General features: G+C 56.2%; 16 protein-coding genes and 1 tRNA gene. 6 read left to right on the top strand and 11 right to left on the bottom strand.

All coding sequences use genetic code 11. The annotated features are described in order from the left end of the window. Positions 1 to 39 precede the first annotated feature (39 nt). The gene (gene trxA, locus AACV31_RS07430) at positions 40 to 369 is read right to left on the bottom strand and encodes a thioredoxin TrxA (RefSeq protein WP_004386384.1); all 330 of its coding nucleotides are present in this window, start codon (positions 367 to 369) and stop codon (positions 40 to 42) included. Positions 370 to 486: 117 nt separating this feature from the next. On the opposite strand from trxA, the gene rhlB reads away from it, so the two are divergent. Together rhlB and gppA are read left to right on the top strand one after the other, a co-directional pair. After that, entirely contained in the window at positions 487 to 1,752 is a 1,266-nt protein-coding gene (gene rhlB, locus AACV31_RS07425) for an ATP-dependent RNA helicase RhlB (protein WP_075198604.1), read from the top strand. 5 nt (positions 1,753 to 1,757) lie between these two features. Next, the gene (gppA, locus tag AACV31_RS07420; RefSeq protein ID WP_105582236.1) at positions 1,758 to 3,242 is read left to right on the top strand and encodes a guanosine-5'-triphosphate,3'-diphosphate diphosphatase; all 1,485 of its coding nucleotides are present in this window, start codon (positions 1,758 to 1,760) and stop codon (positions 3,240 to 3,242) included. Between the two features lie 65 nt (positions 3,243 to 3,307). On the opposite strand, the gene rep is transcribed toward gppA, so the two are convergent. Further along, positions 3,308 to 5,329 (bottom strand): DNA helicase Rep, encoded by a 2,022-nt coding sequence (gene rep / locus AACV31_RS07415; RefSeq protein WP_165156803.1) that lies wholly within the window; start codon positions 5,327 to 5,329, stop codon positions 3,308 to 3,310. Positions 5,330 to 5,447: 118 nt separating this feature from the next. On the opposite strand from rep, the gene ppiC reads away from it, so the two are divergent. Continuing rightward, positions 5,448 to 5,729: a peptidylprolyl isomerase PpiC gene (gene ppiC, locus AACV31_RS07410; RefSeq protein ID WP_001140255.1), complete on the top strand. Its 282-nt coding sequence runs from the start codon at positions 5,448 to 5,450 to the stop codon at positions 5,727 to 5,729. A 257-nt stretch (positions 5,730 to 5,986) separates the two neighbouring features. On the opposite strand, the gene ilvC is transcribed toward ppiC, so the two are convergent. Next, positions 5,987 to 7,462 carry a ketol-acid reductoisomerase gene (gene ilvC, locus AACV31_RS07405; RefSeq protein WP_007766326.1) on the bottom strand — a complete coding sequence of 492 codons (1,476 nt, stop codon included), beginning with the start codon at positions 7,460 to 7,462 and terminating at the stop codon, positions 5,987 to 5,989. Between the two features lie 262 nt (positions 7,463 to 7,724). Between ilvC and ilvY the strand changes: the two genes are divergently transcribed. Beyond that, positions 7,725 to 8,618, top strand: a complete 894-nt coding sequence (ilvY, locus tag AACV31_RS07400) for an HTH-type transcriptional activator IlvY (protein ID WP_165156805.1) — start codon at positions 7,725 to 7,727, stop codon at positions 8,616 to 8,618. Here the strand turns inward: ilvY and ilvA are convergent. The 6 genes from ilvA to ilvL all read right to left on the bottom strand — a co-directional run bounded on the left by ilvA (position 8,615) and on the right by ilvL (position 15,162). Then, on the bottom strand, positions 8,615 to 10,156 hold the full coding sequence (gene ilvA / locus AACV31_RS07395; protein ID WP_105582238.1) for a threonine ammonia-lyase, biosynthetic: 1,542 nt from the start codon (positions 10,154 to 10,156) through the stop codon (positions 8,615 to 8,617). The two genes, ilvY and ilvA, sit on opposite strands and share 4 nt — an antisense overlap. A 2-nt stretch (positions 10,157 to 10,158) precedes the next feature. Further along, entirely contained in the window at positions 10,159 to 12,009 is a 1,851-nt protein-coding gene (ilvD, locus tag AACV31_RS07390; RefSeq protein WP_165156807.1) for a dihydroxy-acid dehydratase, read from the bottom strand. Between the two features lie 65 nt (positions 12,010 to 12,074). Beyond that, a complete protein-coding gene (locus tag AACV31_RS07385) occupies positions 12,075 to 13,004 on the bottom strand; it encodes a branched-chain amino acid transaminase (RefSeq protein ID WP_007766320.1) in 930 nt (309 codons plus the stop codon). 20 nt (positions 13,005 to 13,024) lie between these two features. Further along, on the bottom strand, positions 13,025 to 13,282 hold the full coding sequence (gene ilvM / locus AACV31_RS07380; protein ID WP_007766319.1) for an acetolactate synthase 2 small subunit: 258 nt from the start codon (positions 13,280 to 13,282) through the stop codon (positions 13,025 to 13,027). Further along, positions 13,279 to 14,925 carry an acetolactate synthase 2 catalytic subunit gene (ilvG, locus tag AACV31_RS07375; protein ID WP_161590088.1) on the bottom strand — a complete coding sequence of 549 codons (1,647 nt, stop codon included), beginning with the start codon at positions 14,923 to 14,925 and terminating at the stop codon, positions 13,279 to 13,281. Before ilvG ends, ilvM begins: the two co-directional genes overlap by 4 nt. Before the next feature lie 138 nt (positions 14,926 to 15,063). Continuing rightward, complete coding sequence (gene ilvL, locus AACV31_RS07370) at positions 15,064 to 15,162, bottom strand: ilv operon leader peptide (protein ID WP_071601137.1); 99 nt, start codon at positions 15,160 to 15,162, stop codon at positions 15,064 to 15,066. 351 nt (positions 15,163 to 15,513) lie between these two features. Here ilvL and AACV31_RS07365 point away from each other — a divergent pair, with 351 nt between their 5' ends. Beyond that, on the top strand, positions 15,514 to 17,034 hold the full coding sequence (locus AACV31_RS07365) for a YifB family Mg chelatase-like AAA ATPase (protein WP_165156809.1): 1,521 nt from the start codon (positions 15,514 to 15,516) through the stop codon (positions 17,032 to 17,034). 78 nt (positions 17,035 to 17,112) lie between these two features. Here the strand turns inward: AACV31_RS07365 and AACV31_RS07360 are convergent, their stop codons facing one another. After that, positions 17,113 to 17,451 (bottom strand): DUF413 domain-containing protein, encoded by a 339-nt coding sequence (locus AACV31_RS07360; protein ID WP_075198594.1) that lies wholly within the window; start codon positions 17,449 to 17,451, stop codon positions 17,113 to 17,115. A 107-nt stretch (positions 17,452 to 17,558) separates the two neighbouring features. On the opposite strand from AACV31_RS07360, the gene hdfR reads away from it, so the two are divergent. Beyond that, a complete protein-coding gene (gene hdfR / locus AACV31_RS07355; RefSeq protein WP_199778680.1) occupies positions 17,559 to 18,392 on the top strand; it encodes an HTH-type transcriptional regulator HdfR in 834 nt (277 codons plus the stop codon). A gap of 105 nt (positions 18,393 to 18,497) precedes the next feature. On the opposite strand, the gene AACV31_RS07350 is transcribed toward hdfR, so the two are convergent. Beyond that, positions 18,498 to 18,573, bottom strand: a tRNA-Trp gene (locus AACV31_RS07350). Positions 18,574 to 18,657 lie beyond the last annotated feature (84 nt).

Below are 18,657 nucleotides of genomic sequence, written 5' to 3'. Positions count from 1 at the left end.
TGAGTATTTAGGAACCGTGATCGCCCCGGCGGGGAACCATTACGCCAGGTTGGCGTCGAGGAACTCTTTCAGTTGGCCTTTAGACAGCGCACCCACTTTGGTCGCCGCTACTTCACCGTTTTTGAACAGCAGCAGAGTCGGGATACCGCGGATACCGTATTTCGGCGCCGTGCCCGGGTTCTGGTCGATGTTCAGCTTGGCAACCGTCAGTTTGCCCTGATATTCATCAGCGATTTCATCAAGGATAGGGGCGATCATCTTGCACGGACCACACCATTCTGCCCAGAAATCAACCAGCGTCAACCCGTCCGCTTTAAGTACATCCGTGTCGAAACTGTCGTCAGTCAGGTGAATAATTTTATCGCTCATGTTTTACTCCAAAGATTAGGCCTGTCATGTTGGTGTAGCATTAACCAACATAAGGTTGACTTTATTTCACCGGATACGCTTTCGTAAAGCAATAGTTAGCTGATATTCTACCACACTATGAGCAAAACACACTTGACTGAACAGAAGTTTTCCGACTTCGCCCTGCACCCTGTTGTAGTTCAAGCCCTTGAGAAAAAAGGGTTTTATAACTGCACTCCTATCCAGGCTCTGGCACTCCCGTTAACGCTCGCGGGCCGTGACGTTGCAGGGCAGGCGCAAACCGGTACCGGCAAAACGATGGCGTTTTTAACGTCAACGTTTCACTATTTACTCTCTCACCCTGCGGCGGAAGATCGCCAGGTGAATCAACCGCGCGCCCTGATTATGGCGCCGACCCGCGAACTGGCGGTGCAGATTCACTCCGACGCAGAGCCGCTGGCTGAAGCCACCGGTCTTAAGCTGGGTCTCGCCTACGGCGGCGACGGCTACGACAAACAACTCAAAGTGCTGGAAAGCGGCGTCGATATTCTGATCGGCACCACCGGCCGTCTTATCGATTACACCAAACAAAACCACGTCAACCTGGGCGCGATTCAGGTCGTGGTGCTCGACGAAGCCGATCGCATGTACGATCTGGGCTTTATCAAAGATATCCGCTGGCTGTTCCGCCGTATGCCAGCCGCCGCGCAGCGTCTCAATATGCTGTTTTCCGCTACGCTCTCTTACCGTGTGCGCGAACTGGCGTTCGAGCAGATGAACAACGCGGAATATGTCGAAGTTGAGCCGGAGCAGAAAACGGGCCACCGTATTAAAGAAGAGCTTTTCTATCCGTCTAACGAAGAGAAAATGCGCCTGCTCCAGACGCTGATTGAAGAAGAGTGGCCGGATCGCGCCATTATTTTCGCCAATACCAAACACCGTTGCGAAGACATCTGGGGCCATCTGGCGGCAGACGGTCATCGCGTTGGCCTGTTGACGGGCGACGTGGCGCAGAAAAAACGCCTGCGTATTCTGGATGAATTCACCCGCGGCGATATCGATATTCTGGTCGCAACGGATGTCGCGGCGCGCGGCCTGCATATTCCTGCCGTAACGCACGTCTTTAACTACGATCTTCCGGATGACTGCGAAGACTATGTGCATCGCATTGGCCGTACCGGTCGTGCGGGCGCCAGCGGCCACTCCATCAGCCTCGCCTGTGAAGAGTACGCCCTGAACCTGCCGGCGATTGAAACCTATATTGGCCACTCTATTCCGGTAAGTAAATACAACCCGGATGCGCTGTTAAGCGAACTGCCGCCGCCGAAGCGCCTGTCGCGTCCGCGTACCGGCAATGGCCCGCGTCGTTCCGGCGCGCCGCGTAACCGTCGTCGTACAGGATAAACGCTATGCCCGGCACCTCCTCACTGTATGCGGCAATCGACCTCGGTTCGAACAGCTTTCATATGCTGGTGGTACGTGAGGTGGCCGGGAGCATTCAGACGCTCACGCGTGTGAAACGCAAGGTCCGCCTCGCGGCGGGCCTCGGCGCCGACAATGCCCTCTCGGCGGACGCCATGGAGCGCGGCTGGCAATGCCTGCGCCTGTTCGCGGAACGCCTTCAGGATATTCCCCCATCGCAAATCCGCGTAGTCGCCACCGCGACGCTGCGCCTTGCCACCAATGCCGATATTTTCGTCGCCCGCGCCCAGGAAATTCTTGGTTGCCCGGTTCAGGTTATTGCTGGCGAAGAAGAAGCGCGCCTGATTTATCAGGGCGTGGCGCACACTACCGGCGGCGCCGACAGGCGTCTGGTTGTCGACATCGGCGGCGCCAGTACGGAGCTTGTGACCGGCACCGGCGCGCGGGCAACCTCGCTTTTTAGCCTGCCAATGGGCTGCGTGACCTTCCTTGAGCGTTTCTTTACCGACCGTAGCCTGACGCAGGAGCATTTCGCCAGTGCCGAACAGGCCGCCCGCGATATCCTGCAACCGGTTATCGCGCAACTGCGCGGCCAGGGCTGGAAGATCTGCGTCGGGGCCTCCGGCACCGTACAGGCGCTACAGGAAATCATGATGGCGCAGGGCATGGACGAGCGCATCACGCTTGCGAAACTCCAGCAACTCAAGGCGCGCGCTATCCACTGCGGTCGCCTTGAGGAGCTAGAAATCGAGGGCCTGACGCTGGAGCGCGCGCTGGTTTTCCCGAGCGGGCTTGCCATTCTTATCGCCATTTTCAGCGAGCTTGAGATCGAGTGCATGACGCTTGCCGGCGGCGCGCTGCGCGAGGGGCTGGTGTACGGCATGCTGCATCTGGCGGTGGATCAGGATATTCGCAACCGCACGCTGAAAAACATTCAGCGGCGTTTTATGGTGGATATCGCCCAGGCCGGGCGCGTGGCGCAGCTGGCGGAGCGGTTTGCCGTCAGCGTGGAGCGCGAATGGGCGCTTGACGATCTCAGCCGTGCGCTGCTGCACAGCGCCAGCCTGCTGCATGAAGTGGGCCTGGCGGTCGATTTCAAACGCGCGCCCCAGCACGCCGCTTATCTGGTGAATAATCTGGATTTGCCGGGCTTCACGCCCGCGCAGAAAAAGCTGCTGGCGACGCTGCTGCTGAACCAGACCGGCACGGTCGATCTCTCCGCGCTGCAACAGCAAAACGCCGTCCCGCTGCGCGTGGCCGAACGGCTTTGTCGTCTGTTGCGTCTGGCGATTATCTTCGCCAGTCGTCGGCGCGACGATATGCTGCCTGAGGTCACACTCACCGCGCGCGATGAAACGCTCACGGCCACGCTCCCGCAGGACTGGTTTTCCATTCACCCGCTGGGGGCGGAAATGTTAGGGCAGGAGCAGCTCTGGCAAAGCTACGTACACTGGCAGCTCGACGTGCAGTAACGTTCAGCGCATAAAAAAACCGCCTCCAGGGGCGGTTTTTTATTACCAGCACGATGCCCGCGGCGTTACCCGCCGCGCGCCTTCGCCAGCATGGCTTTGATATTCGCCACATTCGCCTGGCCTTTTTGCATCCGCTCCTGCGGCGTGACTACTTTACGCTCGGTCTCCCAGTGTAGATCGTCCTGCGGGAGTTCCAGCAGAAAGCGGCTCGGCTCGGGGCGCACCAGCTCGCCATATTGACGGCGCTCTTTGCACAGCGTAAAGGTCAGCTCTTTCTGCGCGCGCGTGATGCCCACATAGGCGAGACGCCGCTCTTCATCGATATTGTCTTCATCAATGCTGCTCTGGTGCGGCAATAGCCCCTCTTCCATACCGACCAGGAACACATAGGGGAACTCCAGCCCTTTCGAGGCGTGCAGGGTCATGAGCTGTACCTGATCGAGCTCTTCATCGCTTTCGCCGCGCTCCATCATATCGCGCAGCGTAAAGCGCGTGACAACCTGCGTTAGCGTCATCGGCTCGTCGAGATCGGTGCCTTCGAGCATTTCCGTCATCCAGCTAAAGAGCTGGTTGACGTTCTTCATGCGCATTTCAGCCGCTTTCGGGCTGGGCGAGGTTTCAAACAGCCAGGCTTCATAATCGATGCCGCGAATAAGATCGCGTACCGCCGCCACCGGTTCACGTTCAGAGAGTACAGCCACGTCCTGAAGCCAGCTGGTGAAGCGCGTTAGCGATTCATACCCGCGCCCGCTCAGCGTCTGGGCAAGCCCCATATCAAAACTGGCCGTGAATAAGCTTTTATTGCGCTGATTCGCCCACTCGCCGAGCTTTTGCAGCGTTGCCGGGCCGATTTCACGCTTCGGCGTATTCACGATGCGCAGAAAGGCGCTGTCGTCGTCCGGGTTAGTCAGCACGCGAAGGTAAGCCAGCAAATCTTTGATTTCCGGGCGTGAGAAGAACGACGTGCCGCCGGAAATACGATACGGAATGCGGTTTTGCATCAGCATCTTTTCAAACACCCGCGACTGATGATTGCCGCGATACAGGATGGCGTAATCCTTGTACTGGGTCTTATTGATAAAGTGATGCGCGATAAGCTCGCCGGTAACGCGCTCCGCCTCGTGATCTTCATGGTTGGCGGTCAGTACTTTTAGCTCTGTGCCGTAACCCAGCTCGGAAAAGAGTTTTTTCTCGAAAACGTGCGGGTTGTTGGCGATGAGAATGTTAGCCGCTTTGAGAATACGCCCTGAGGAGCGGTAGTTCTGCTCGAGTTTAATCACCTGAAGCGCCGGAAAATCCTCGCTTAGCAGCACCAGGTTCTGCGGACGCGCGCCGCGCCAGGAGTAGATCGACTGGTCATCGTCTCCCACCACAGTAAAGCGCGCGCGGCTGCCCACCAGCAGTTTCACCAGCTCATACTGGCTGGTGTTGGTGTCCTGATATTCATCCACCAGCAAGTAGCGAATGCGATTCTGCCAGCGCTCTCGCACCTCTTCATTACGCTGCAACAGCAGCGTCGGCAGCAGGATCAGATCGTCGAAATCGAGCACGTTACAGGCTTTCAGATGCGCGTCGTACAGGCTGTAGCAGTGCGCGAAGATGCGCTCACGCTCGCCGATAGCACGGGCGGCGGCCTGCGGCGGGCTCAGCAGATCGTTTTTCCAGTTCGAGATAGTGGAAATGAGCTGTTGTAACAGCACTTTATCGTTTTCCACTAACCCTTCGGTCAGCTCTTTGATAAGCGCCATCTGATCGGTATCGTCAAACAGCGAAAAATTGGATTTCATGTCCAGCGCCGCGTACTCGCGCTTGATGATTTCCAGGCCCAGCGTGTGGAAGGTCGAAATCATCAGCCCGCGCGCCTCTTTGCGCCCCATCGTCTGGGCTACACGCTCTTTCATCTCACGCGCGGCTTTGTTGGTAAAAGTGACCGCCGCGATATGACGCGCCTGATAGCCGCAGCCGCGGATCAGATGTGCGATTTTGTTGGTGATGACACGGGTTTTACCGGAGCCAGCACCCGCCAGCACCAGGCAGGGACCAGTGACGAATTCGACGGCTTGTTGTTGGGCGGGGTTCAGACGCATAAATTACTCAGTGAAAGTCAGAGGAGAAGGCGGCTCCCCACAGCAGGTACGAGAGTACGAAGGGAGAAAAACGCGTGGTAGTATAGCCAGCGTTATCAACCCCACTCAAGGCACGATCATGGCAAAAACAGCAGCAGCACTGCATATCCTTGTTAAAGAAGAAAAACTGGCACTGGATCTGCTGGAGCAAATTAAAAACGGCGGCGATTTCGAAAAGCTGGCCAAAAAGCACTCTATTTGCCCGTCAGGCAAAAAAGGCGGTCATTTAGGTGAATTCCGCCAGGGCCAGATGGTGCCGGCTTTCGATAAAGTGGTGTTCTCCTGCCCGGTGCTGGAGCCGACCGGCCCGCTGCATACGCAGTTTGGCTACCACATCATTAAAGTGCTGTACCGTAACTGATAAAAAGGCCTTCTCCATGAGAAGGCCTTTTTTCTGGTGTTGATTGCGCAAAACGTTTCATCGCTTCACGGCGGGTGCGCGATGCTTACCCGCCCTACAAAAGGGCGGTCAGCCGTCGTAGGGTGGGTAAGTGAAACGCACCCACCTTTTAATCGCCACACTTGCGGCGGGTGCGCGGTGCTTACCCGCCCTACAAAAGGGCGGTCACTTTTCGTAGGGTGGGTAAGTGAAACGCACCCACCTTTCAGTGGCAACGCTTAACCAGCAACCGCGATACGCTTCATGTCGGTCATATAACCGCGCAGTTTATGCCCCACTTTTTCGATCTCGTGACTGCGAATCGCATCGTTAACATCACGCAACTGCGCGTTATCCACCGCGGTGCCTTCTACGGCTTTACCCAGATCGCCCGGCTGCAGTTTGGTCATAAAGTCTTTCAACAGCGGCACGGCAGCGTTAGCAAACAGATAGTTGCCATATTCCGCGGTATCCGAGATAACCACGTTCATTTCGTACAGACGCTTACGGGCAATGGTGTTGGCAATAAGCGGCAGCTCATGCAAAGACTCATAGTAAGCAGACTCTTCGATGATGCCAGCGGCCACCATGGTTTCGAACGCCAGCTCAACGCCTGCTTTCACCATCGCGATCATCAGCACGCCTTTATCGAAATACTCCTGCTCGCTGATTTTGCCTTCGAACTGCGGCGCGTTTTCAAACGCGGTTTTGCCAGTCTCTTCGCGCCAGGTCAGCAGTTTCTTATCGTCATTCGCCCAGTCCGCCATCATGCCGGAAGAGAATTCGCCGGAAATGATGTCGTCCATATGTTTCTGGAACAGCGGCGCCATAATCGTTTTCAGCTGTTCGGAGAGCGCGTAAGCGCGCAGTTTCGCCGGGTTGGAGAGGCGATCCATCATCAGCGTGATGCCGCCCTGCTTCAGCGCTTCCGTGATAGTTTCCCAGCCGAACTGGATCAGTTTTTCTGCATAAGCCGGGTCGGTACCCTCTTCCACCAGCTTGTCGAAGCACAGCAGAGAGCCAGCCTGTAACATACCGCACAGAATAGTCTGCTCGCCCATCAGGTCAGATTTCACTTCCGCAACGAAAGACGATTCCAGCACGCCCGCGCGGTGACCGCCGGTTGCCGCCGCCCACGCTTTCGCGATAGCCATGCCTTCGCCTTTCGGATCGTTTTCCGGGTGTACCGCGATAAGCGTCGGCACGCCGAAACCACGCTTGTACTCTTCACGGACTTCAGTACCCGGACACTTCGGTGCCACCATCACCACGGTGATGTCTTTACGGATCTGCTCGCCCACTTCAACGATATTAAAACCATGGGAATAGCCCAGCGCAGCGCCGTCTTTCATCAGCGGCTGCACGGCGCGAACAACGTCAGAGTGCTGTTTGTCCGGCGTCAGGTTAACCACCAGATCCGCCTGCGGGATCAGCTCTTCATAAGTGCCCACCTGAAAACCGTTTTCTGTCGCTTTGCGCCAGGAGGCGCGCTTCTCGGCGATAGCCTCTTTACGCAGGGCGTAGGAAACGTCCAGCCCGGAATCACGCATGTTCAGGCCCTGGTTGAGGCCCTGCGCGCCGCACCCCACGATGACTACTTTTTTACCTTTGAGGTAGCCTGCCCCGTCGGCGAATTCGTCGCGCGCCATGAAGCGGCATTTACCCAGTTGCGCCAGTTGCTGACGCAAATTCAAAGTATTGAAGTAGTTAGCCATGGTGATACCTCGTGATGTTGTATTGTCTTATTGTTCGGTTTATTGCGTCGTCAAAAGCGACGGTACAGATTTCAGGTTACAGGAAGACGGCGTTTTCGCGAGCCCAGGGCCCCAGGGTTGCGAGCCTGGTCAGAGAAAGCTGGCACACCGGTAACCTGAAACCGGTTAAGACCACTATATGACAGGAAATTCGTTGCGGAAATTGATATATTAACAACATCACGTTGCGTTTTCCGCAACGCCATCTCAGGGAGTCGCCTCCATGGATCTACGCGATCTGAAAATGTTCCTGCACCTGGCGGAAAGCCGACATTTTGGCCGCAGCGCGCGGGCCATGCACGTTAGCCCTTCGACGCTGTCGCGCCAGATCCAGCGGCTGGAAGAGGATCTGGCCCAGCCGCTGTTTATTCGCGATAACCGCGCCGTCACGCTGACCGAAGCGGGCGAAGCGATGCGCCAGTTCGCGCAACAGACGCTGCTGCAATATCAGCAGTTACGTCACGCTATCGACCAGCAGGGGCCGACACTCTCAGGCGAGCTGCATCTGTTTTGCTCAGTGACAGCGGCTTACAGCCATCTTCCGCCAATCCTGGATCGCTTTCGCGCCGAACACCCTTCGGTAGAAATTAAGCTGACGACGGGTGACGCCGCTGACGCCGTGGAAAAGGTTAATTCTGGCGAGGCCGACATTGCCATCGCAGGTAAGCCGCAAGCGCTGCCTGCCGCGGTCGCGTTTTCGATGCTGGAAAACCTCAGCGTGGTGCTGATAGCGCCCGCGCTGCCTTGCCCGGTGCGCGCGCAGGTTTCCGCACCGGAGCCGGACTGGGCCAAGGTGCCATTTATCATGCCGGATCAAGGCCCGGTGCGGCGGCGTATCGAACTCTGGTTTCGCCGCCATAAAATCAGTAATCCGTTTATTTACGCGACGGTCGCCGGGCATGAAGCGATGGTGTCGATGGTGGCGCTGGGCTGCGGCGTGGCGCTGATACCGGAAGTGGTGCTGGAAAATAGCCCGGAGCCTGTACGCAACCGCGTGCTGATACTTGAGCGCAGCGATGAAAAAACGCCGTTCGAGCTTGGCGTCTGCGCACAAAAAAAGCGGCTGCATGAGCCGCTTGTTGAAGCCTTCTGGAAACTCCTGCCAGGCTACCGTTAACCCGCAAGAAAGAACCGAAACGCCGGGTTGCCGGTTTCGTCATGGCACTCGTAGCCAAGCTCGTTAAGCCGGGTTTCGAAATCCGGCTCATGTTCGCTGAGTTCAAAGGCCGCCAGCACGCGTCCGTAGTCGGTGCCATGGCTGCGGTAATGGAACAGCGAAATGTTCCAGTGTGTGCCGAGCGTCTGCAGAAAACGCAGCAGCGCGCCCGGCGCCTCCGGAAATTCAAAGCTGTACAGTCGCTCACGCAACGGCCGCGAAGGGCGCCCGCCGACCATATAGCGCACATGCAGCTTCGCCATTTCGTCATCGGAGAGGTCCACCACGCCATAACCATCGCCGGTTAACTGCGCGATAATTTCATGCCGCTCTTCCAGCCCCCGGCTGAGCCGCACGCCAACGAAAATGCAGGCGTCTTTGGCATCGGCGAAGCGGTAGTTAAACTCCGTGACCGCACGCCCGCCCAGCAACTGGCAGAACTTCAGAAAGCTGCCTTTCTCTTCCGGGATCGTCACCGCCAGCAGCGCCTCGCGCTGTTCGCCCAGCTCGCAGCGTTCCGAGACGTAACGCAACCCGTGGAAATTCACGTTGGCGCCAGAGAGCACATGGGCCAGACGCTCGCCGCGAATATCATGCTGCGCGACGTACTTTTTCATGCCCGCCAGCGCCAGCGCGCCGGAAGGCTCCGCCACGGCGCGGACATCTTCAAACAGATCCTTCATCGCCGCGCAGATAGCGTCGCTGTCTACGGTGATGATGTCGTCGAGATATTCCTGACAGACACGGAACGTCTCATCGCCAATACGTTTTACCGCCACGCCTTCCGCAAACAGCCCGACGCGTGGCAAATCGACAGGATGCCCGGCCTCCAGCGCCGCTTTCAGACAGGCGGAGTCGGCGGCTTCGACGGCGATCACTTTGATCTGCGGCATCAGTTGTTTGATCAACACCGCGACACCCGCTGCCAGACCGCCGCCACCGACCGGTACAAATACGCGATCGATATGCGCATCCTGCTGGAGCAGCTCCAGCGCCAGCGTCCCCTGCCCGGCGATAACAGCCGGATGATCGAACGGCGGCACGTAAGTAAATCCCTGCTGAGAGAGCGAAATCGCATGAGCTTTCGCCTCATCGAAGTTCGCGCCATGCAGAAGCACTTCACCGCCAAAGCCGCGTACCGCATCCACTTTGATATCCGCCGTGGTGACCGGCATGACAATGAGCGATTTAATGCCCAGCCGTGATGCCGAGAGCGCCACGCCCTGCGCATGGTTGCCCGCAGAGGCGGTAATGACGCCGCGCGCTTTCTGCTCATCGGTGAGATGCGCCATCATGGCGTAAGCGCCGCGCAGCTTAAAGCTGTGCACCGGCTGGCGGTCTTCGCGCTTTACCAGCACCACGTTATTCAGCCGTGCCGACAGCTTTTCCATCTTTTGCAGCGGCGTAACCTGCGCCACTTCATAGACCGGAGAGCGCAGCACGGCGCGCAGATATTCCGCCCCGCAAGGGGCGGCGGAAAGGGGTTGCGACTCGGCCATTATCAGCCTCCCAGCTTCGATTTATCGCGCACGGCGCCTTTATCGGCGCTGGTGGCGAGGCTTGCGTAAGCGCGCAATGCGAAAGAAACCTGACGTTCACGGTTACGCGGCGTCCAGGCGTCAGCACCGCGGGCGTCCTGCGCTTCACGACGCGCGGCAAGTTCTTGATCGCTCACTTCGAGCTGGATGCCACGGTTCGGGATATCAATCGCTATCATATCGCCGTCTTCAATCAGCGCGATGTTGCCGCCGCTGGCGGCTTCCGGCGAGACATGACCGATGGAAAGCCCGGAGGTACCGCCAGAGAAACGGCCATCGGTGATAAGCGCGCAGGCTTTACCGAGGCCCATTGATTTCAGGAAGCTGGTCGGGTAGAGCATCTCCTGCATACCCGGACCGCCCTTCGGCCCTTCGTAGCGGATCACCACCACATCGCCCGCGACGACTTTACCGCCGAGGATCGCTTCTACCGCGTCGTCCTGGCTTTCATAGACTTTCGCCGGGCCGCGGAAAACCAGGCTGCCTTCGTCGACGCCCGCCGTTTTCACGATGCAGCCGTTTTCTGCGAAGTTGCCATACAGCACCGCAAGACCGCCGTCCTGGCTGTAGGCATGTTCCAGCGAGCGGATGCAGCCCTCCTGACGGTCATCGTCCAGCGAGTCCCAGCGGCAGGATTGCGAAAACGCCTGCGTGGTACGAATGCCGGCAGGCCCTGCGCGGTACATCTCTTTCACCGCATTATCCTGGGTGAGCGTGACGTCGTACTGTTCAAGCGTCTGCGGCAACGTCAGTCCCAGCACGTTATTCACGTCGCGGTTCAGAAGACCTGCGCGATCCAGTTCTCCGAGAATGCCGATGACCCCGCCCGCGCGGTGAACATCTTCCATATGGTATTTCTGGGTGCTAGGCGCGACTTTGCACAGCTGCGGCACTTTGCGGGAAAGGCGGTCGATGTCGCTCATCGTGAAGTCGATTTCCGCCTCCTGCGCCGCGGCGAGCAGATGCAGAACGGTATTAGTGGAGCCGCCCATCGCGATATCGAGCGTCATGGCGTTTTCAAACGCCGCTTTGTTCGCGATATTGCGCGGCAATACGCTGGCGTCATCCTGCTCGTAATAGCGTTTGGTGAGCGAAACGATGCGTTTGCCCGCATTGATGAAGAGATCTTTACGGTCAGCGTGGGTCGCCAGCAGCGAGCCATTGCCCGGCTGCGACAGGCCCAGCGCCTCGGTCAGGCAGTTCATGGAGTTGGCGGTGAACATGCCGGAGCAGGAGCCGCAGGTTGGGCAGGCGGAGCGTTCAACCTGGTCGCTCTGCTCGTCGCTGACATGTGGGTTCGCGCCCTGAATCATCGCATCGACCAGATCAAGTTTAATTATCTGATCGGAAAGTTTGGTTTTACCGGCTTCCATCGGACCGCCGGAGACGAAAATCACCGGAATGTTCAACCGCAGGGAAGCCATCAGCATCCCGGGGGTGATTTTGTCGCAGTTGGAGATACAAACCATGGCGTCCGCACAATGGGCGTTCACCATGTACTCTACGGAGTCAGCAATAAGCTCGCGAGACGGCAGTGAATAGAGCATACCGCCGTGTCCCATGGCGATGCCGTCATCCACAGCGATGGTATTGAACTCTTTCGCCACGCCGCCAGCTGCCTCGATTTGCTCCGCAACCAGTTTGCCCAGATCGCGCAGATGCACATGGCCCGGCACAAACTGAGTAAAGGAGTTTACAACCGCTATAATTGGCTTGCCGAAATCGGCATCGGTCATTCCCGTGGCGCGCCATAAGGCGCGGGCGCCCGCCATATTGCGGCCGTGCGTGGTGGTGGCAGAACGGTACTTAGGCATGCTTTTTCACTCCAGTCTCTACAAAAGCCGGGCGGCTGATGCCGCCCGTGCAGGTGTTATTGTGCTTACGGGTTAACCTGGTCCAGCCAGCCCCATTTATCTTCGGTCTCACCCGTGAACAGGCCAAAGAATGCCTGCTGAACGCGTTTGGTGACCGGACCACAGCGGCCTTCGCCTACCTGAATGCCGTCAACGCTGCGCACCGGCGTGATTTCCGCCGCGGTGCCGGACATAAACACTTCATCCGCCAGGTATAGAGACTCACGGGAGAGCACCTGCTCGCGAACTTCAATGCCCATCTCTTTGGCCAGCTTGATGATGGCGTCACGGGTGATGCCTGGCAGCGCGGAAGAGGTAAACGGCGGGGTATAAATCACGCCATCTTTAACTTCAAACAGGTTTTCGCCTGCGCCTTCAGAGATATAACCGTGAACATCCAGCGCGATACCTTCCTGATAACCGTGACGACGCGCTTCGCTGCCGACTAACAGGGAGGAAAGGTAGTTACCGCCCGCTTTTGCAGCGGTAGGAATGGTATTTGGCGCCGCGCGGTTCCATGAAGAAACCATCGCGTCAATGCCCTGATCCAGCGCTTCCGCACCCAGATACGCGCCCCACGGGAACGCGGCGATAATGACGTCTGTTTTGTAGCCCTCAGGCGGGTTAACACCCATACCGACATCGCCCACGAAAACCAGCGGACGGATGTACGCGCTGGTGAGTTTGTTTTCGCGAATGACCTGACGGCAGGCTTCCATTAACTCATCAACAGACTGGCTAACCGGGAAGCGATAAATCTTGGCGGAATCACGCAGGCGCTGCATATGTTCACGATGGCGGAACACGACCGGACCTTTGTGCGAATCGTAGCAACGGATCCCTTCAAAGACTGATGTACCGTAGTGCAACGCATGAGACATGACGTGAACCTTCGCCTCGCCCCAGGGAACCATTTCGCCGTTGAACCAAATGTAATCAGCTTTTTTCGTCGTCATTTTTCTTCTTCCTTTTGCGCTCAGGCGCGGATTTGTTGTGATGTTGGTTGCTGGATCTCGACGCACGCGACATCGACCAGTTTGCTTAGCTGACTAAACAGTAATTCGACTGGACGCGGGCTGGCAACGGTCAGCTCAATATTTATATTTTCCGCATTGGCGCACGCCGCCATATTCATGGCGCAAATTTGAAAGCCACGGTGACGCACCACGCGCAGCACACGTTCCAGGGTTTCCGGGCGAAAGCGAGCCTGTACGGCGAGTTGATGTTGCATCATGATATTTTCTCCAGCATTTGTGAGTTGCTGGCGCCAGGAGGCACCAGAGGCCAGACGTTTTCAGCTTCATCGATTGAAACGTGCAGCAAATAAGGGCCTTCGCTGTTGAACATCGTTTCCAGCGCGGCTTCTACCTGGTCTTTACGGGTGATGCGTTGACCGGCTATGCCAAAGGCGCTGGCCAGCGTCAGAAAATCAGGGTTGTCAGACAGATTCGTCTCGCTGTAACGCTCCGAAAAGAAAAGCTGCTGCCACTGGCGCACCATTCCCAGGCGCTGGTTATCCAGCAGGACTATCTTCAGCGGCAGTTGCTTGCGTTTTACGGTACCCAGCTCCTGGATGTTCATCATGAATGAACCATCGCCGGTCACGCAGATAACGGTATCTTCCGGGCGCGCCACTTGTGCGCCTACCGCGGCCGGCAGCCCGAATCCCATGGTGCCGAGACCGCTTGACGTAATGAAATTTTCCGGACGACTGAAGCGCATGTGCTGCGCCGCCCACATCTGATGCTGGCCTACATCGGTAGTCACAACGCTATTCGCTGGCTTGCGGTCCGAGAGTTGTTTTAACAACAATGGCGCAAAAATGCCTTCGCCTGGATGATCGTAACGCCAGTCATGTTCACTTCGCAGCGCCGCGACGCGCTCGCGCCAGGCGTTGATCGCCATCGGGCGTTGCAGCGCAGGTAATAACGCGTTGAGATCGCCCGGCAGCCCGACATGCGCCTGACGCAGCTTGTTCAGCTCTGCCGGATCGATATCCATATGGATAACTTTGGCGTGGGGAGCAAAGGTATTGAGCTTACCGGTGACGCGATCGTCAAAGCGTGCGCCGACCGCTATCAACAAATCGCACTCCTGCACCGCCAGGTTCGCGGCTTTGGTGCCGTGCATGCCCAGCATCCCCAGGTAGCCCGGATAGCTCGCTTCAACCGCGCCAAGCCCCTTAAGGGTGACTGCGCAGGGGATTTGCGTTTGTGCCATGAATTCGCGCAGCGCAGGTACCGCCTGCGCCATGCCAACGCCACCGCCCACATAGAGCATCGGTTTTTCAGCCTGGCTCAGTAATGTACGCGCCTGCTCCAGCTCCGCCTGAGGAACAACAAACGTGTCCTCGACACTGGAAAGCCATGGCTCGAGTTCCCCGCTGGCCAGTTGAATATCTTTAGGAATATCAATCAGGACCGGCCCAGGGCGCCCTGAGCTCGCCAGATGAAAAGCATGCGCCATGATTTCCGGCAGCTCTTCCAGCGACTCCACGAGAAAGCTGTGTTTGGTACAGGCAAGCGATAAACCGAGTACGTCGACTTCCTGAAAAGCATCCGTACCGATAAGTGGCGCCGCGACCTGGCCCGTGATAGCGACAATGGGAACCGAATCCAGCAGCGCATCCGCTAGGCCCGTGATCAGGTTGGTAGCGCCTGGCCCGGAGGTCGCGATACACACGCCAGTTTTACCCGTGGCACGTGCATAGCCGATGGCAGCCATTGCTGCGCCCTGCTCGTGCCGACACAGTAGGTGTTCCACGCCGCCGTCGTATAACGCATCATAAACCGGCATTATTGCCCCGCCCGGATAGCCAAAAACCGTATCCACTCCCTGAGCTCGCAAAGCATGTACCACCCACTGTGCACCATTCATAGTTAGTTCCCCGCCTTACAATGCGGACAACAGAATTTTATGCTACTACTCATTTTCTGTTCCTCGCTTAATTTTTAGGTCATAAAAAAACCCCCGGACCTTTCGGTGCGGGGGTTTTCGATGATTCAGGCTTGATTTCTAAGCCTTTCTTCTTCCGAGTGCAGCCCCGCACGGTGGGTTAATAATCACCACCACGCTAATCACGACCAGGCTAATCACTAGTAGAAGGGTTGTCATTTCTGTATGTACTTACGTCATATTCGAAGGAATACCTAAAGAGTTATCACAGAGAACAAAGCTGTGACAAGAAATATTTATGACGCGGCACTGCAATACATTCAGCAAATCTATTAAAACCCAATGTAATCAACCAGTAGCGTTAACTGAAATTTTTTCAGGATTTTTAGCGATCGCGCTGTACGGCGCAATGCCCTTCCTAAAACTTATTACGCTTTTGCGAGACGTCTCGGGCAAATTGAAAGTTTGCATTTTCTTGCAGCAAAAGATTGCTATCTGCGCCGAAAAATCGTGAATTACGACTCGATCAACGTCTTCATCCTGGCGATGATTCCGGTCTGAGGAGGGGTTATGTCGCTATCAATTATCCATACCCGAGCGGCGCTTGGCGTTAAAGCGCCGTTGGTAACAGTCGAGGTACATATCAGCGCAGGGCTGCCCGGCCTGACGATTGTCGGCCTGCCAGAAACCACGGTTAAAGAAGCCCGGGATCGGGTACGTAGCGCGCTTATCAACAGTGGTTATGATTTCCCGGCTAAAAAGATCACTATCAACCTCGCCCCGGCCGATCTGCCAAAAGAAGGGGGACGATATGATCTGCCGATTGCGATAGCGCTTCTCGCTGCTTCTGAGCAACTGAGCGCATCGCATATTGGTGAATATGAATTTGTAGGAGAGCTCGCGCTCACAGGCGCGCTGAGAGGGGTACCCGGCGCAATTTCAGCGGCTATGGAGGCGCTTGGGTGTCAAAGGAAAATTATCGTCGCACATGACAATGCACCCGAAGTCGGACTCATTAACAAGGAGGGCTGCCTTGTCGCTCATCATCTACAGGAGGTGTGCGCTTTTCTGGAAGGGAAAACCACGCTGGAACCAGCCACGCCTTCCGGCTTTGAATTCAGAGAGCCAGCGGGAGACCTGAACGAAGTGATCGGGCAACCGCAGGGCAAACGCGCGCTGGAGTTGACGGCAGCAGGTGGGCATAACCTGCTGTTTATTGGGCCACCCGGCACCGGTAAAACGATGCTCGCCAGCAGACTCAATGGGTTACTACCGCCTCTGAGCGACCAGGAGGCACTGGAGAGCGCTGCAATACTTAGTCTGGTCAATTCCGTCTCCTTGCACCATCAGTGGCGTCAGAGGCCATTCAGAGCCCCTCACCATAGCGCCTCGCTGAATGCCATGGTGGGTGGAGGAGCGATACCTGCGCCCGGGGAGATTTCACTCGCGCATAACGGCGTACTTTTTCTGGATGAACTACCTGAATTTGAGCGGCGCGTGCTGGATGCATTACGCGAGCCCATCGAATCCGGGCGAATTCATCTTTCACGGACGCGGGCGAAACTAACCTATCCGGCACGCTTTCAGCTTATCGCCGCTATGAATCCCAGCCCGACAGGACACTATCAGGGTAATCATAACCGCTGCACGCCGGAGCAAACGCTACGTTATCTTGGCCGTCTTTCAGGTCCTTTTCTCGACAGGTTTGATATCTCGCTCGAAATTCCTCTTCCTCCGCCAGGTATGCTTAGTCAGGCGGGGCAGCCAGGCGAAAGCAGTTCACACGTGCGGGAGCGAGTGATTCAAAGCCGCGAACGTCAGTTTGCACGGCAGGGGAAGCTCAATGCCATGCTGGATAACAAGGAGATACGCCAGTTCTGTATACTTAGCCCGGAAGATGCGCAGTGGCTGGAAGCCGCGTTAATTAAACTGGGGCTATCCGTTCGCGCCTGGCAGCGTTTACTTAAAGTGGCGCGCACTATTGCTGATAGTGAGCAGAAAGAAAAAATTAGTCGTGAACATCTGATGGAAGCGCTGAGTTACCGCGCAATAGACAGGATGCTGGCGCATTTGCAGAACATGATGGCATAACGTGAATGAAAGGCCGTATACACATTAAGCCGACAGCAGGCGATACATAAAACAATGGGGCTTGCGCCCCATTTATAATTAGTCATCCGTTTCCACGAAATCATCCATCCCTTCCATTTGCGGCTTGCCGCCAGACAGGGTATGGAAACGCTTGGGACGCTTAATTCGGGTCATATATTTGGACCACACGCGCTCTGCTTCAGTAGCAGGTTCGCGAATACCGCGACAGACCTCAACAAACTGTTTTTCTTCAGTGGTCACAGGCTCACGTTTGCCCAGATCCAGTTCATTAAAGGCATAGCCATGACGCTCAAGCAGCTGTGCTTCTTTAATGGTGAAGTCACCATGGCGAGAGAACCCGCGCGGATAATATTTGTTGTCGAAAAATCGATTAGTCGTCGTAAAGCTTTCCGCCATCCTACACGCTCCTAATTCTCTTGGCCGAGCTATTTATGGCGCGGAGTATTAGTTACGCTTGACAGAGTGTAAAACAAAACATTTAAATCATTACGACAAATTTTTTTGTGGAGTGGGATGTGGATACCGACTTGCTGAAAACCTTTCTTGAAGTCAGCCGAACGCGCCATTTTGGCAGAGCGGCTGAAGCGCTTTATCTAACACAGTCGGCGGTGAGCTTTCGTATCCGTCAGCTGGAAAACCAACTGGGTGTTAACCTTTTTACTCGTCACCGCAATAACATACGTCTGACGGCAGCAGGTGAAAGGTTATTACCGTATGCCGAAAACCTGATGAACATCTGGCAGACGGCCCGCAAAGATGTCGCACAGACATCACGCCAGAACCTTTTCTCTATTGGCGCCAGCGCATCTCTTTGGGAGTGTATGCTTTCCGGGTGGCTGACAAGGCTTTACCAGGAAAAAGGCTCTATGCAATTTGAGGCACGTATTGCTCAGCGACAGTCCCTGGTTAAACAGCTGCATGAACGTCAGTTAGATCTGCTTATCACCACTGAAGCGCCCAAAATGGACGAGTTTTCGAGCCAGTTACTGGGACATTTTGCCCTCGGCCTCTATTGCACGTTGCCGGAGCGCAGTAAAACCAGCCTTAATTATCTTAGACTTGAGTGGGGACCGGACTTCCAGCAGCACGAAGCAGGGTTGGTGACGCCAGAGGATATTCCTGTGCTGACAACCAGCTCGGCCGATATCGCCAGAAAAATGCTGCCGGAATTGCAGGGATGCACCTGGTTACCGGTTAACTGGGCTAAAGAAAAAAACGATCTGCATCCGGTGCTGGATAGCGCGACGCTTTCCCGGCCGCTTTATGCTATTTGGCTGCAAAATAGTGATAAAAACAATAACATAAAAGATCTACTTAAGATTCCGGTAATTACTTAACGTGCGGTTTTTAGAATTTTGCAAAAGGAAAGATGTGATGAAAGGGGGGATTTTACGCCGGAAAAAAGATAAAAAAAATCCTTAGCCGAAGCTAAGGATAATTTCTGGCAGGGGCGGAGGGACTCGAACCCCCAACACCCGGTTTTGGAGACCGGTGCTCTACCAATTGAACTACGCCCCTAAATAGGGTGGCGGAACGGACGGGACTCGAACCCGCGACCCCCTGCGTGACAGGCAGGTATTCTAACCGACTGAACTACCGCTC

It is taken from the genome of Cronobacter sp. EKM101R, assembly GCF_963888145.1.
Taxonomy (GTDB): Bacteria; Pseudomonadota; Gammaproteobacteria; order Enterobacterales; family Enterobacteriaceae; genus Cronobacter; species Cronobacter turicensis.
The sequence above is the reverse complement of the archived record's forward strand: the minus strand, read 5'-3'. Positions and strand labels throughout refer to the sequence as shown.